General features: G+C 68.3%; 15 protein-coding genes. 4 read left to right on the forward strand and 11 right to left on the reverse strand.

Features of this window, described 5'->3' with window-relative positions:
• Positions 1–79 precede the first annotated feature (79 nt).
• Positions 80–676, reverse strand: a complete 597-nt coding sequence (gene phaR, locus K9D25_RS10925; RefSeq protein WP_244450847.1) for a polyhydroxyalkanoate synthesis repressor PhaR — start codon at positions 674–676, stop codon at positions 80–82.
• 258 nt (positions 677–934) lie between these two features.
• On the opposite strand from phaR, the gene K9D25_RS10930 reads away from it, so the two are divergent.
• Together K9D25_RS10930 and phbB are read left to right on the forward strand one after the other, a co-directional pair.
• A complete protein-coding gene (locus K9D25_RS10930; RefSeq protein WP_244375164.1) occupies positions 935–2,113 on the forward strand; it encodes an acetyl-CoA C-acetyltransferase in 1,179 nt (392 codons plus the stop codon).
• A gap of 136 nt (positions 2,114–2,249) precedes the next feature.
• Positions 2,250–2,972, forward strand: a complete 723-nt coding sequence (gene phbB, locus K9D25_RS10935) for an acetoacetyl-CoA reductase (RefSeq protein ID WP_244375165.1) — start codon at positions 2,250–2,252, stop codon at positions 2,970–2,972.
• 43 nt (positions 2,973–3,015) lie between these two features.
• Here phbB and K9D25_RS10940 read toward each other — a convergent pair whose 3' ends face one another.
• Entirely contained in the window at positions 3,016–3,276 is a 261-nt protein-coding gene (locus K9D25_RS10940; protein WP_244375166.1) for a PepSY domain-containing protein, read from the reverse strand.
• Between the two features lie 157 nt (positions 3,277–3,433).
• On the opposite strand from K9D25_RS10940, the gene yddG reads away from it, so the two are divergent.
• Positions 3,434–4,333, forward strand: coding sequence for an aromatic amino acid exporter YddG (yddG, locus tag K9D25_RS10945; protein ID WP_244375167.1), 900 nt, complete (start codon positions 3,434–3,436; stop codon positions 4,331–4,333).
• Positions 4,334–4,340: 7 nt separating this feature from the next.
• On the opposite strand, the gene K9D25_RS10950 is transcribed toward yddG, so the two are convergent.
• The 5 genes from K9D25_RS10950 to thpR all read right to left on the reverse strand — a co-directional run bounded on the left by K9D25_RS10950 (position 4,341) and on the right by thpR (position 7,399).
• On the reverse strand, positions 4,341–4,781 hold the full coding sequence (locus K9D25_RS10950; protein ID WP_244375168.1) for a cupin domain-containing protein: 441 nt from the start codon (positions 4,779–4,781) through the stop codon (positions 4,341–4,343).
• A gap of 3 nt (positions 4,782–4,784) precedes the next feature.
• Entirely contained in the window at positions 4,785–5,558 is a 774-nt protein-coding gene (gene gloB / locus K9D25_RS10955) for a hydroxyacylglutathione hydrolase (protein WP_244375169.1), read from the reverse strand.
• A gap of 79 nt (positions 5,559–5,637) precedes the next feature.
• Positions 5,638–6,156 (reverse strand): invasion associated locus B family protein, encoded by a 519-nt coding sequence (locus tag K9D25_RS10960; protein WP_244375170.1) that lies wholly within the window; start codon positions 6,154–6,156, stop codon positions 5,638–5,640.
• A 216-nt stretch (positions 6,157–6,372) separates the two neighbouring features.
• Positions 6,373–6,786 (reverse strand): YkvA family protein, encoded by a 414-nt coding sequence (locus K9D25_RS10965; protein ID WP_244375171.1) that lies wholly within the window; start codon positions 6,784–6,786, stop codon positions 6,373–6,375.
• Between the two features lie 79 nt (positions 6,787–6,865).
• Positions 6,866–7,399: an RNA 2',3'-cyclic phosphodiesterase gene (thpR, locus tag K9D25_RS10970; RefSeq protein ID WP_244375172.1), complete on the reverse strand. Its 534-nt coding sequence runs from the start codon at positions 7,397–7,399 to the stop codon at positions 6,866–6,868.
• Positions 7,400–7,551: 152 nt separating this feature from the next.
• On the opposite strand from thpR, the gene K9D25_RS10975 reads away from it, so the two are divergent.
• Complete coding sequence (locus K9D25_RS10975; RefSeq protein WP_244375173.1) at positions 7,552–8,385, forward strand: MOSC domain-containing protein; 834 nt, start codon at positions 7,552–7,554, stop codon at positions 8,383–8,385.
• Positions 8,386–8,463: 78 nt separating this feature from the next.
• Here K9D25_RS10975 and K9D25_RS10980 read toward each other — a convergent pair whose 3' ends face one another.
• From K9D25_RS10980 to ptsP, 4 genes are all read right to left on the reverse strand, one after another.
• Positions 8,464–9,582, reverse strand: coding sequence for a DUF4167 domain-containing protein (locus K9D25_RS10980; protein ID WP_244375174.1), 1,119 nt, complete (start codon positions 9,580–9,582; stop codon positions 8,464–8,466).
• A 590-nt stretch (positions 9,583–10,172) separates the two neighbouring features.
• The gene (gene prmC / locus K9D25_RS10985) at positions 10,173–11,024 is read right to left on the reverse strand and encodes a peptide chain release factor N(5)-glutamine methyltransferase (protein ID WP_244375175.1); all 852 of its coding nucleotides are present in this window, start codon (positions 11,022–11,024) and stop codon (positions 10,173–10,175) included.
• Positions 11,021–12,118, reverse strand: a complete 1,098-nt coding sequence (prfA, locus tag K9D25_RS10990; RefSeq protein WP_244375176.1) for a peptide chain release factor 1 — start codon at positions 12,116–12,118, stop codon at positions 11,021–11,023. Before prfA ends, prmC begins: the two co-directional genes overlap by 4 nt.
• Positions 12,119–12,128: 10 nt before the next feature.
• A complete protein-coding gene (gene ptsP / locus K9D25_RS10995) occupies positions 12,129–14,396 on the reverse strand; it encodes a phosphoenolpyruvate--protein phosphotransferase (RefSeq protein WP_244375177.1) in 2,268 nt (755 codons plus the stop codon).
• Positions 14,397–14,447: the final 51 nt, after the last annotated feature.

Genomic DNA, 14,447 nt, shown 5'->3' on the forward strand with positions numbered 1-14,447 from the left:
TCGCGCGCGTGACGTGGGGCGGCACCGCTCCGGCGCCGCCGGGCCGGCCGGGAGCCGGCTCGGTCGTTTCCCCGGTGGATCAGTCCTTCTTGCCGCCGTCGCCGAGCTTGTCGAGCCGCTTCTGCATATCCGCCACCTGTCGGCGCAGCTCGTCGAAATCGCCCGCCTGCGGAGCGGCCGGCGCTGCGGGTGCGGTGGGCGCCTCGTCGCGCCCGTTGGGCAGGAACATCTTGAAGGTGCGGTCGAACATTTCCATGTTGCGCCGCACCTGTTCTTCCAGCATGCCGAAGCCGCCTATACCTCCCATGCCGCCCATGCCGAGCGTCTTGGTGAAGTGTTCCCGCAGGTTGTTCTGTTCCTTGCTGAAATTCTCGATCGACATGTCGAGATAGCGTGGCACCAGCATCTGCATGCTGTCGCCATAGAAGCGGATGATCTGGCGAAGGAAATTGATCGGGAGCAGGTTCTGGCCTTTGCCTTCCTGCTCGAAGATGATCTGGGTCAATACGGAGTGAGTGATGTCGTCGGAAGTCTTAGCGTCGTAGACGACGAAGTCTTCGCCGTTCTTGACCATCTGCGCGAGGTCTTCGAGCGTTACATAGGTGCTCGTGCCGGTATTGTAGAGGCGGCGGTTCGCGTATTTCTTGATGGTGACGGGTTCGGTGGATTTTGCCATTGTGATCCAGTCGCCTTGATCGTTTCCCATTGAAAACTCTAGGACGTTTCCCGCCGCCCGGCTACAGGAATTGTGGCGCCCCACGGCGCGCGCGAAGGCAGGGTGCAGCGCACGCCTGACCTGACGTCAAGAATATCCGCCTGCCATTGACATGGATCACAGGTGGCCACCACGATGCTGTCACACCTAAATAACAAGGTGAGGCGCCGGCCGGGAGGCCGAGCCCGCATCCAGGAACGGTACCGGAGGACGTCATTCATGAAAGACGGCATCGTCATTGTCGGCGCTGCGCGCACGGCGGTCGGCGCGTTCAACGGGGCGCTCTCGTCGCTGCCCGCCCATGATCTGGGCAAGATCGCCATCGCCGCCGCGCTGGAGCGGGCTGGCGTGGCGCCGGGCGAGGTGAGTGAGACCATCATGGGCCAGATCCTCACCGCCGGCGCGGGGCAGAACCCGGCGCGCCAGGCCTCGGTGGCGGCCGGCATTCCGGTGGAAAGTCCGGCTTGGGGCGTCAACCAGCTCTGCGGCTCGGGCCTTCGCGCCGTTGCGCTTGGCTACCAGGCGATCCTCAATGGCGACAGCGACATCGTGGTCGCCGGCGGCCAGGAATCGATGAGCCAGGCGCCGCACTGCGCGCATCTGCGCAACGGCACCAAGATGGGCAGCCTTGAGATGGTCGATACCATGATCAAGGACGGCCTGTGGGACGCCTTTAACGGCTATCACATGGGCACGACAGCTGAGAACGTCGCCCGCCAGTGGCAGATCACCCGCGATGAGCAGGACAGCTTCGCCGTCCGTTCGCAGAACAAGGCTGAGGCGGCGCAGAAAGCGGGCCGCTTCAAGGACGAAATCGTCCCGGTGACCATCGCTTCGCGCAAGGGCGATATCGTCGTCGCCGATGACGAATACCCGCGCCACGGCGCTACCATCGAGGCGATGACCAAGCTGCGCCCCGCCTTCTCCAAGGATGGCACGGTCACCGCTGGCAACGCCTCCGGCATCAATGACGGCGCCGCCGCCGTGGTGCTGATGTCCGCCGCCCGGGCCGCGAGCGCGGGAAAGAAGCCGCTGGCGCGCATCGTCTCCTGGGCGCAGGCCGGCGTCGATCCCGCCATCATGGGGTCGGGCCCCATTCCCGCCTCTCGCCGCGCGCTGGAAAAGGCCGGCTGGAGCGCCGCCGATCTCGACCTGATCGAGGCCAATGAGGCTTTCGCGGCGCAGGCCTGCGCCGTGAACAAGGACCTGGGCTGGGATACCGACAAGGTGAACGTCAATGGCGGCGCCATCGCCATCGGGCACCCGATCGGCGCCTCGGGCGCCCGCATCCTCACCACGCTGCTCTACGAGATGGAGAAGCGCGACGCCAAAAAGGCGCTCGCCACGCTGTGCATCGGCGGCGGCATGGGCATCGCCATGTGCCTTCAGCGCGACTGAGGCGGACGGTCGCGGCGGGCATCGGCCGTGACTCCAACGAACCCGGCGGCAGGGGGGATAACGCCTTGCCGCCGTCACAAATCGACGTACAACCGTCGCGAGTTCCCTTGGGAAAGGGACGCCAGAGGGGGGAGACATGGCGCGAGTTGCATTGGTCACGGGCGGCACGCGCGGTATCGGCGCGGCCATCTGCGAAGCCTTGAAGGCGGCGGGCTATACGGTAGCGGCCAATTACGCCGGCAATGACGCGGCGGCGGCGGCGTTCACCGAGAAGACCGGCATTCCAGCCTTCAAATGGGACGTGTCCGACTTCGCGGCGTGCCAGGCGGGCATTGCCGAGGTGACGGAAAAGGTCGGCCCGATCGATGTGCTGGTGAACAATGCCGGCATCACCCGCGATGGCATGCTGCACAAGATGTCGCCGGAGAACTGGCACGCGGTGATCAACACCAACCTCACATCGGTGTTCAATATGTGCCGCAACGTGATCGACGGCATGCGCGATCGCAATTACGGCCGCATCGTCAATATTTCGTCGATCAATGGCCAGAAGGGCCAGATGGGCCAGACCAATTATTCCGCCGCCAAGGCCGGCGAGATCGGCTTCACCAAGGCGCTGGCGCAGGAAGTCGCGCGCAAGGGCATCACAGTCAACGCCATATGCCCCGGCTACATCGCCACCGAGATGGTGATGGCGGTGCCCCCGGACGTGCTGGCGAAGATCGTCGCCAACATCCCCGTCGGCCGGCTCGGCGAGGCCGAGGAGATCGCGCGCTGCGTGGTGTTCCTCGCCGCCGACGAGGCTGGCTTCATCACAGGCTCGACCCTCTCCGCCAATGGCGGCCAGCTGCTGAGTTGAGGCCGAACGCCGCCCGCTGCGACAGCGGGCGGCTTGATGCCCTTTAGCGTGTCTCGGTCTTGAGGACCTTGCCGGTTGCCGGGTCGATGTCGATCTCGATCTTGCGCTGGGAAGCGTTCATTCCCTCCACTTCCCACTTCCCGTCATCGAGCTCGATCTTGGTGACCTGGGCCACGCCATTGTCGCGGGCGATGCGCAGCGCCTCCTCGATGCCGGTGGCCGGAGCCGGCGTCTGGGCAAAGGCCGGCACGGCGAAGAGCGCGGCAAGGGCGAGGGCCGGGGCGAGGGCACGAGCTAAGATCATCAGGGGGAACTCCTCCGAACAGGGGTGACGTTTGGTAATCGGCCCCCGCGCCGCAGGTTCCCGTGCGCGGTGCGATTCCCGGTCGGCGGCAGGCCGAAGACGACCCTTGGCGTGTGCGGCCGCACCGGTCATAAGGAGGGTCCGCACAGGTGTTTCCATGCCCTCTTCCGCTTCCACTCCCGCCCGCTCCCTGTCCCGCCGGACGGCCACGCTGATCGGCTTCAGCGCCATTCTCCTGTGGTCGACGCTGGCGCTGACGACCTCCTCCACCGGCGCGGTGCCGCCCTTCCTGCTCACCGCGCTCACCTTCGCCATTGGTGGGGCGGTGGGGCTGGTCACGGCGGTGGCGCGCGGCGTCGGCCTCGGCGTGCTGCGCCAGCCCTGGCCGGTGTGGCTGCACGGTGTGGGCGGGCTGTTCGGCTATCATTTCTTCTATTTCTCGGCGCTGAAGCTGGCCCCGCCGGCCGAGGCCGGCCTCATCGCCTATCTCTGGCCGCTGCTCATCGTGCTGATGTCCGCCTTCCTGCCGGGGGAAGGGCTGCGGCCGGCGCACATTATCGGCGCGCTTATGGGGCTTGCCGGCACGGTGGTGCTGCTCGGCGCCCGGGCGGGCGGCTTCGGCTTCGCGCCGGAATATGTGCCGGGCTATCTCGCGGCCGCGCTGTGCGCGGTGATCTGGTCGGTCTACTCGGTCGCCTCGCGCCGCTTCGCCAGCGTGCCGACCGAGGTGGTGGCCGGCTTCTGCCTCGCCACCGCCGCGCTCTCGGCGCTCTGCCATGTGCTGTTCGAGCCGTCCGTATGGCCGGCGGGGGCAGGGGAGTGGCTGGCCGTGGTGGCGCTCGGCATCGGGCCGGTCGGCATCGCCTTCTACACCTGGGACATCGGCATGAAGCGCGGCGACATCCGCCTGCTCGGCGTCATGTCCTATGCGGCGCCGGTGCTCTCCACCCTGCTGCTGGTGCTGGCGGGCTTTGCCGCGCTGAGCTGGTCTCTGGGGCTCGCCTGCGCGCTCATCGTTGGCGGTGCGGCGGTGGCGACACTGCTGGCGCGGCGCTGATCCCGGCTCAGCCCGGCGACCAGCCGGGCGCCGCCAGCTCGAAGCCGGCGAAATGGAAGCCGGGCGCCACGGTGCAGCCGACCAGCGTCCAGTCGCCGAGGCTGCGCGCGGATTGCCAGGCCGCGCGTGGGACGATGCGCTGCGGCTCCTCGCCCGCGTCGAGGCCCGGGCCGAGCCGATGCGGCACCACGGGCCCGGCATCGCCCGGCGCGATCGAGAGTTCGAGCGGCGCGCCCGCGTGCCAGTGCCACACCTCCACCGCATCCACCCGGTGCCAGTGCGAGACTTCCCCCGCCGCCAGCAGAAAATAGATGGCGGTGGAGGCCGAGCGCCCGTCCGGCGTCAGGTGGGAATCGCGGAAGGTCTCACGGTAATGCCCGCCCTCCGGATGGGGGACAAGGCCGAGATGGGCGACGATGTCGGCGGCGGAAAGCCCGTTCAGCCGCATCGCTCAGCCCCGGAAGCTGTTCTTCAGGCTGCGCAGCTCGGTGAACACCGCTCCCGGCTCGGCGCCAGGCAGGCCGATGTGGGCGGCGAGTTCGGGATCGTCGGCGCGCATGAAAGGATTGGTCGCCTTCTCCGCGCCGATGCTGGTCGGCAGGGTCGGCATGCCGGCGGCGCGCTGCGCCTCGATTTCCTTGAGCCGCGCGGCGATGGCGGCGTTTTCAGGGTCGACGCTCAATGCGAAACGGGCATTGGAAAGGGTGTATTCGTGCCCGCAATAGACCGCGATGTCGTCCGGCAGGGTGCGCAGCCGGGCGAGCGATTCCCACAACACGGGCGGATCGCACTCGAAGGGGCGGCCGCACCCCATGACGAACAGCGTGTCACCAGCGAACAGCAGGCGCTCCTCTTCAAACAGGAAGACGATGTGCCCCTTGGTGTGGCCCGGCGTCTCCATCACTCGCCCCACCAGCCCGCCGACGGCGACGGGATCGCCATCGACCACAGCGAAGTCGAGGCCGGGAATGGTGTCGCGCTCGGCGCGCGGGCCGATCACCGTCGCGCCGAAGCGTTCTTTCAGCGCCTCGACGCCGGCGATGTGATCGGTGTGGTGGTGGGTGACGAGAATATGGGTGAGCGTCCAGTCCTCGCGTTCCAGCGCGGCCAGAACGGGCGCCACCTCCGGCACGTCGATGACGGCGGTGGCCTCGGTCACAGGGTCGCGCAGCAGCACCGCGTAATTGTCGGCGAGGCAGGGGATGAGCCGCAGTTCGGCAGGCATGATGACCTCGAAGATGGGCGCTCGGGGAAGGGCGTGGCGCGAAGCCGCCGCCGGCACTCTAGCAGGCGCACATGGCGCGTCAGCGGCATTCCTGGGCGGCGCGGTCGATGGCCGCCGAGATGCCGCTGAGCGAATAGGTGTCGGTTGTGACATTGCCGCGCGCCGAGGTGCTCTTCACCACCACGTCCTTGCCCTTGCGCAGTGCATCCACCAGCCGCGCCTCTTCCGCGACGTTGCGCACCCACGCGCCCGTGCCGCGCGTATAGAGGTCGAAATTGTTTGTACCGATGGTCAGGGTGGCGTCCGTGCCTTCCTTGAGCGCGAAGCCCATGACCACGCTGACCTCGCCCTTCACATTCTCGGCAGTGCGGGTGGAGATGAAGAAATAGGCGGGATCGCGTTTCAGCCCTGCCGGCATGCGGGTCTTGGGCTGGGAGAGCGCGTAGCAAATCTTGCCGCTGCCACTGGTGTCGAGATAGACGCCCCAGTCACCCGACTGGGTGACGAGCTTCGGCGCACCCTGGGCATTGGCGCCGCCGATGCCGATCAATGCCATTGCCAGGCCGGCGAGTGCGGCGCGCACGGTGCGTCGTCCCATGGTCTGCATCCTCCGTATTCCAAAAGGCCGCCAGCGGCGGTTCCGCGTGATTCTCCGTCTCAGCGGCTCAGGGATATCCGCGCTGTTGGCGGCTGTGAACCCTTGGACCCCCGATCGGACGGCTTTGCTGCTCAATTGGCGAAAGGGCGGCGGCGAATTGATGGCAGAAGCGGCGCTCGCGGCAAAGATCGGCGCCGGTCGCGGCGCGGCGCGCCTTCAACGGGCGCGCAGCCGCGCCAGCGCGCTCTTGGCCGCCGTGCGGTGATCGGCGCCGATATGGCTGGCGAGCAGATTGAGCGCCGTCGCCAGCACCGCCGCGTCGTCGGTGAAACCGAGGCCGACAAAGACATCCGGGACCGCATCGGTGGGCAGCAGGAAATAGGCGAGCGCGCCGAACAGCAGCGCCCGCACCCGCGTCGGCGTCTGAGTGTCCAGCGCGCAATAATAGGCGGCGGCCGCGTCCTCGGCGAAGGGGATGCGCGAGAGCGCCCCCGCCAGCTTCGGCCAGAAGCCGGCGCGCACCCGGGCCTCGTCCGCCGCGCTGGCGCCGGAGAGCCCCTCGCGCTCCGTGCCGAGGGGGGCGGCATCGAGCAGGTCGGCATCAAGGGCAGGGTCGGCTCTTTGGCTCATCTCGGTCTCCGGACGACCCATGGCTGGGCCAGCAACCAAGACATGGTTGCCGGCTTTGCGTTTCGCAACGGGCGGGCCGTCACATCAGCGGATAGGCGGCTTCGACCCGATAGGGTCCACCCCCCACCGAATCGCGCGAGGAATAGAGCACGAAGCGCGAGACTTCGAACGTGCTGCTGCGGAAATAGCCGCGCAAGGCGAGATAATCCGCCACCTGCCGGGGCGCGGCGTCGCGCAGCCGGGCGAGGGTGACATGCGGGCGGAAATTGCGCCCTTCCGGCGGCAGGCCGATGCGCTTCATCGCCCGCTCATGCTCGGCCTGAAGCTCGTTCAGCGCCGGGTTGGCCTGCACGCCGGCGAAGATCGAGTGCGGCTTGTGATTGCCGAACTGGTCGACGCCCGACAAAGTGAGATCGAAGCCGAAGCGTTCGATTTCATCCAGCGCGGCGGCGGCGTCGCGGGCGACCACATGGTCGACATCGCCGATGAAGCGCAGCGTGACGTGGTAATATTCCGGGCTGATCCAGCGGGCGCCGGGAAGACCGCCGCGCAGCATGGACAGGTGTTCGGCGATATCGGCCGGAATTTCGAGGGCGGTGAAGAGCCGCGGCATGACCCCCTCCTGGTGGTTTCGGCAGGGAACCCGCCAGCCATTGAGACGGATTCGTAAGCCGAGGAAAAGCTAAAATTGCGACAGGCAAAACACGGGCCGCCGGAGTCCCCGCTCGCGGCTGACGTGGGCGCCCGGAGCCGATATGGTGAGGCATGATGAGCGAATCGACCGACGACGCCGACCTTTTCACCGCGGCTGACGAGGCGCCGAAGTCTCTCAGCTTCGCCAGCATTCAGGCGCTCTACCGTTACCCCGTGAAAGGGCTGACGCCGGAGCGTCTCGATCTGGTCGAGCTTGAGGCGGGCGGGTACTTTCCCGGCGACCGGCTTTACGCCATCGAGAACGGCCCCTCCGGCTTCATCCCGGAAGCGCCGGCCTTCCAGCCCAAGATCAAGTTCCTGATGCTCATGCGCAATGAGCGGCTCGCGGCGCTTGAGGCGCGCTATGACGACGCGGCGGCGGAACTGGTCATCCATCTCGACGGCGACGAGGTGGCGCGCGGCCGGCTCGACACGGCGGAAGGGCGCGAGGCGATCGAGGCGTTCTTCCAGCGCTATTCGCGCTACGAGCTGCGCGGCGCGCCGCGCGTGCTGGCGGCACCGCCGGCCTTTCGCTTCGTCGACACCACCGAGGGCTATGTGTCGCTGATCAATCTGGCGAGTTGCCGGGCGCTGGGCGAGATCATCGGCCGGCCGGTGGATCCGCTGCGCTTCCGCGGCAATCTCTATCTCGACGGCATGGAGCCGTGGGAGGAGTTCGACCTTGTCGGCCATACGATCGAGGTCGGCAGCCAGGTGCGGCTCAAGATCACCCAGCGCATTTTCCGCTGCGCCGCCACCAATGTCGATCCGGTGACGGCCAAACGCGACATGGATGTGCCGGGCACGCTGATGCGGACCTTTGGCCATACCGACTGCGGCATCTTCGCCGAGATCGAGCAGGGTGGGCTCATCGCCGAGGGCGATTCCGTCCGCATCACAGTCTGAACGTCTCGGGGCCGCACAAAGGCGCTCCCGCAACGAAAAAGGCCCGGCACGCGCCGGGCCTTTTCATTTGGGGCTAACTCACTCCGCTACTTCCGCCGGGGCGGTGTCGGCGCCTTCGCCTTCACCTTCCGCATCGGCGCGGCGATAGCGGCGGCGGCGGGTGCGCGGCGCACGGGCCTCGCTGTCCTCGGTCGGGGCTTCCTCGGGCGCCGGCACGGCGGCCGCCTTGGCAGCACGGCTGCGGCCGGGTGCCTTCGGGGCCGGCGCCGCAGGGGCGGCTGCCTCTGCGGGCGCAGGCTCAGCCGCCGGCTGAGACACGGGCACGGCGGCCGGGATCGGGGCTTCGGTGGCCTTGGCCTCCGTTGCTTCCGCCGGCGCCTCGTTCCGGCGCGGTGCGGCTGGGGTCACCGGGACGGCGCCGCCGCTCTGGGTGATGAAGGCCGGCAGGCCGATCTCGGCTTCCACATCCGGCCCGAGGCGCGGCTGCGGCTGCTGGGCGGGGTCGCGATAGCCGCCCTCGCCACCCTCGCGGGGCGCGCGGTTGTCGCGATTGTCACGGTAGGGGCGGTTGTCGCGCGACCAGCGGCCCTCACGGCCCTCATTGCGCTCCGGACGGTCGCCCCGGTCACGATCCTGCCCGCGCTCGGCGTGGCGGTCCTGGTTCCGATCCTGGCCGCGGTCCTGATTGCGATCCTGGTTCCGGTCCTGATAGCGGTCGGCACCGCGCTCGCGATTGTCGCGCCGATTGTCGCGGTCACGCGGGAAATCGCGCTGGCCGTCCCGCTGGCCGCCTTCACGGTGCCCGTTCTCGCGGTAGCCGTTCTCGCGCGGCGCCTGCGGCTCGCGAACCTGATAGAGCTGCGGCGGCTCCGCGCCGCCCTCGTCCATCTCGTCGTCGAAATCGTCGTCGTCGTTGCGCTGATAGGGCTGACCCTGCACCCCGAACTGCGCCTGAGCGGCGGCGATGATGCGGAAATAGTGCTCGGCGTGCTGCAGATAGTTCTCGGCGGCCACGTGATCGCCGGAGGCCTGCGCGTCGCGGGCGAGCTGCTGGTACTTCTCGACGACGTGCTGCGCCGTGCCGCGCACCTTCACGTCCGGGCCGTTCGACTCGTAAACGCGGGTAAGCGGATTCTGGCTGCGCCGATTGCCGTTGTTGCGGCCGCGCGTACGCTTCTGCTGATTGTTATTTCGCATCGAGCTGGTCTCTGGTGCCCCACAATGCCGGACGGCAGTGCCGTTCGGTGCCACACGGGCGGGTCAATCACACGGTGTCCGCTGTGCCGTTGCTTCGGCCTCAACCATCATCAACGGCACGGCGGCAAATCTCGCCGTCAGCCGGGGAAAAGCTGCCGCAGGCCGGGACCCCAGAGGGGCTCCAGTCATGCCGCAGGTCGACCTCGACCATCGGGCTTCTTCCATGGGAGCGCATCTCGACGATGCATCGTCGCCGGCCATGCCGACGACACTCCGTCCGAACCGCATTTCTCCGGCCCGGACCCGGCGCGCGCACGAATGCGCTGCGGCCGACCCCATGTTTCATCGCGCAACCGAAGCCACGCCGATAAACTCTTGGAGCGTTCGCCCCTTAATGAAACAGGTCGCATCCAGGCTCTTCGCAAAGCGCTGAACGCCACTGCCAGCGACGAGCACGGCTACCCGAACGAATGAGCGGCCGGCGTTCCAATCACCAAAAGGCAGTTGATGTCTCAGGACGATTCCTGCGAAAGACACTAATCGGTTCGGGAACGTGTTCCAAGCCCTTTTTTGCGGCGCCTTCTGCGCAATCAAGCCTTTCGGGCGATGATCGCGCGGGCGATTCCGGCGAGATCGGCGCGCGCCGGGCCTTGGACGGTGAGGCCGGCGGCGGTCAGCAGACCTGCCACCTGCCGCTCCTGCCCGATGCCCAGTTCCAGCACCGCATAGCCGCCCGCAACCAGCAGGCCGGGCAGCGCGAGAGTGAGGGCGCGGTAGGCATCGAGCCCCTGCGGCCCTCCGTCGAGCGCGAGCAGCGGGTCGTGCGTCCGAACCTCCCGTTGCAGCGCCGGAATATCGGTGCTGGGAATGTATGGCGGATTGGAGACCACGAGATCGAAGCCACCGACGAGCGCCTCCCCCCAGTGCCCCACCAGCACCGCCGCGCGCGTCGCAAATTCAAGCGCCGCAAGGTTTGCGCGCGCCTGCCGGGCGGCGCCCGGCGCGAGGTCGACCCCCACGCCAAAAGCGGTGGGATACTCGCTCAGCAGCGCCGCGAGCAGGGCGCCGCTGCCGGTGCCGAGATCGAGCAATCGCAGCGGCGCGGTACGGTCTGGGAACAGCGACAGCGCCACCTCCACCAGCGTTTCCGTCTCCGGGCGGGGCACCAGCGTTTCGGGGCTGAGGGAGAAGTCGAGGCTCCAGAACTCCCGCCGCCCGGTCAGCCGGGCCAGTGGTTCGCCCCGGGTACGGCGTTCCGCGAGAGCGCGAAGGCGGGTCGCATCGTCTTCCGCGACTTCCTGTTCCCCCCGTGTCACGAGGTCGAGATCGGTGAGGCCGAGGCCGCCCCGGAGCAGGGCGCGGGCCTCGCGCTCGGGCGCCTCCATCCCGCTTTCGGCGAAGGCTGCGGCAAAGGCGCGCAGAAGGGCGGTGCGCGTGGTCACCGCTCGCCCCAGCCGGCGCTTTCGGCTTCCGCCAGCAGCGCGGCCTGATATTCCGTCGTCAGCGCATCGACCAGTTCGCCCAGCGCGTCGCCGGCGAGGATTTCCGGCAGCTTGTGGAGGGTGAGGCCGATGCGGTGATCGGTGACGCGCCCCTGCGGGAAATTATAGGTGCGGATACGCTCGGAGCGGTCGCCGGAGCCGACCTGCACCTTGCGCTCGCTGGCGCGGGCGCTGTCGCGCTTCTCACGCTCGGCCTCATAGATCTTCGCCCGCAGCATGCCCATGGCGCGCGCCTTGTTCTTGTGCTGCGAGCGCTCGTCCTGCACCGCGACGACGGTGCCGGTGGGAATGTGGGTGATGCGCACCGCGCTTTCGGTTTTGTTGACGTGTTGGCCGCCGGCACCGGAAGCGCGGAACACATCGATGCGCAGGTCGGATTCGTTGATCTCGATATCGACATCCTCCACCTCCGGCAGCACCGCGACGGTGGCGGCGGAGGTGTGGATGCGGCCCGAGGCCTCGGTGTCCGGCACGCGCTGCACGCGGTGGACGCCCGATTCGAATTTCAACTTGGCGTAAGCGCCGGAGCCGTGCAGGCCGGCGACGATTTCCTTGAAGCCGCCGGCCGTGCCCTCGGTCATCGACAGCACCTCGACCGACCAGCCATTCAGGCCGGCGAAGCGCTCATACATGCGAAAAAGGTCGCCGGCGAACAGGGCCGCCTCGTCGCCGCCGGTGCCGGCGCGCACTTCCAGAATGACGCCGCGCTCGTCCATCGCGTCCTTGGGCAGCAGCGCAAGCCGCACCGCGTGGGAGAGGGTCTCGACCTCCTCCTCCAGCGTCTCCGCCTCTTCCTGCGCCATCGCCGCCATCTCGCGGTCGCCCGCCGCCTCGGTGGCGAGGCTGCGCGCCTCGGTGAGCTGACGCTCGGCGCGGCGGAGCGCCTTCACGCTCTCGACCAGCGGCGAGAGGTCAGCGAATTCGCGCGACAGGCGCACATAGGTCTCCGCCTCCGGGCTGGCGGAGAGGGCGTGCTCGATCTCGGCATGGCGCGCGAGGAGCTGGTCGAGGCGGGCATCGGGCAGGGCGGTCACGCGGCGGCACTCACAGCGGCAGGCCGGCCTTCTCGGCGAAGGCGGCGAGCTGCGGACGCAGCGACGCCACCTCGCCGCGCGTGCCGAGCAGCGGTTCGACAAAGGCGGAAGCGGCGGTCAGGTCGAGTTCGAGCAGCATCGCCTTGACCGGGCCATAGGACGCCGGGGAAACAGACAATTTGCGGTAGCCGATGGCGGCGAGGGCCAGCGCTTCCAGCGGGCGCGAGGCCAGTTCGCCGCAGAGCGTGACCGGCTTGCCGTATTCCGCCGCCTTGTCGATGATCAGCTTGAGCGCCCGCAAAGCCGAGGGGGCAAGCGGATCGAAGCGGTCGGCGACGCGGGCATTGCCGCGATCGGCGGCATAGAGGAACTGCACGAGGTCGTTGGAGCCCACCGAGGCGAAATCCACCCGGCTGAACAGCTGGTCGAGCTGGAACAACAGCGCCGGCACTTCCAGCATCACCCCGACCAGCACCCGCTCGGGCAAGCCGTGGCCGTGCCGGCGCAGATGGGTGAGCTCGCGCTCGACGATGTGGTGGGCGCGGTCATATTCCTCGACCGCCGACACCATGGGGAAGATGAGGCGTAGCTCGCGCCCGGTGGCGGCGCGCAGCAGGGCACGAATCTGGCTGCGCAGCAGGCCGGGCCGGTCGAGGCCGAGGCGAATCGCCCGCCAGCCCAGCGCCGGATTCTCTTCCTCGATCGCCCGCATATAGGGCAGCACCTTGTCGCCGCCGATGTCGAGAGTGCGGAACACCACGGGCCGCTCTCCTGCCGCGTCCAGCACCGAGCGATAGAGCTTCAGCTGCTCATTCGTGCGCGGGAAGGCGGAGGCGATCATGAACTGCAGTTCGGTGCGGAACAGGCCGATGCCGGTGGCGCCGGTCTCGGCGATATGCGGCAGGTCGACCAGCAGGCCGGCATTGAGGTGCAGTTCGATCGGCGTGCCGTCCTTGGTGACGGTCGGCACGTCGCGCAGGGCGGCGTAGCGCTCCAGCCGCTTGGCCCGGAACCGCACCTTGTCGACATAGGCGTTCTCGACATCGGCGGGCGGGCGGATATGCACCTCGCCCGAGACGCCGTCGACGATCACCGCGTCGCCGGCATCGACCTGGCCGACGACATTCTCCATATGGCCCACGGCGGCGATGCCGAGCGCCCGCGCCACGATGGTGAGGTGGCTGGTCGCCGCGCCTTCTTCCAGCACCAGGCCGCGAATGCGGGTGCGGTCATAGTCGAGCAGCGCCGCCGGGCTCATATTGCGGGCGACGATGACGGCATTGTCCGGCAGCTTGGTGTGCTCGGAACCGGCGGCACGGCCGGTGAGCTGGCGCAGCAGCCGATTGGCGAGATCGTCGAGATCGTGCATCCGCTCGCGCAGATAGGGGTCGGTCATGCGCAGCATGCGGGCGCGGGTGTCGGACTGCACGCGCTCCACCGCGCCCTCGGCGGTGAGGCCGGTCATGACCGCCTCGCGCATGCGGCCGATCCAGCCGCGATCATGCGCAAACATGCGGTAGGCTTCGAGAATTTCGCGGTGCTCGCCGACGCGGGCGACGCCCTCATCCTCCAGCATGATGTCGATGGAAGCGCGCAGCGTCTCGACCGCGCCGTCGAGCCGCTTCAATTCGCCGGGCAGATCGTCGGCGATGACCTTGGTGACCTCGATGCGCGGCTCGTGCAGCACCACATGGCCGAGGCCGATGCCTTCCGACAGCGCCAGCCCCTTGAGGTGCAGCGGCCGGCGCGCCGCCGGCTCGGCGCCGGGCAGCGCCATGGCGGTGAGCTCGCCCGAGGCGATGATCTCGGCCAACACCATGGCCGTGGTCTGCAGCGCCTCGATCTCCTCCTCGGTATAGGAGCGGTGGGCGCGGTTCTGCACCACCAGCACGCCGAGCGTGTTGCCGGCGCGCAGGATCGGCACGCCGAGGAAGGAGTGGTAGATTTCTTCGCCCGTTTCCGGCCGATAGGAGAAGGCCGGGTGCGCCTGGGCGTTGGAGAGGCTGATCGGCTCGGCCTCGCGCGCCACCGTGCCGACGAGGCCCTCATCGATCCGCATCACCGTGAGATGCACGGCGGTGCGGTTCAGGCCTTCGGTGGCGTAGAGCTCGAGCGTGCCGTCGACGCGCAGCACATAGACCGAGCACACCTCGGCCACCATGTTGGCCGCGATCAGTACCACGATCTTGTCGAGGCGGTCCTGCGCGCTCACCGGCTCCGCCATGACCTCGCGGAGACGCCTCAAAAGCACGCGCGGGCCGCCGAGCGCGCCACGCATGGGCCGTCCTCGGTTTCCGGGAGCCGCTATCCCGGAGCGTCACTTAAGACG

It is taken from the genome of Ancylobacter polymorphus (assembly GCF_022836935.1).
Classification (GTDB): Bacteria; Pseudomonadota; Alphaproteobacteria; order Rhizobiales; family Xanthobacteraceae; genus Ancylobacter; species Ancylobacter polymorphus_A.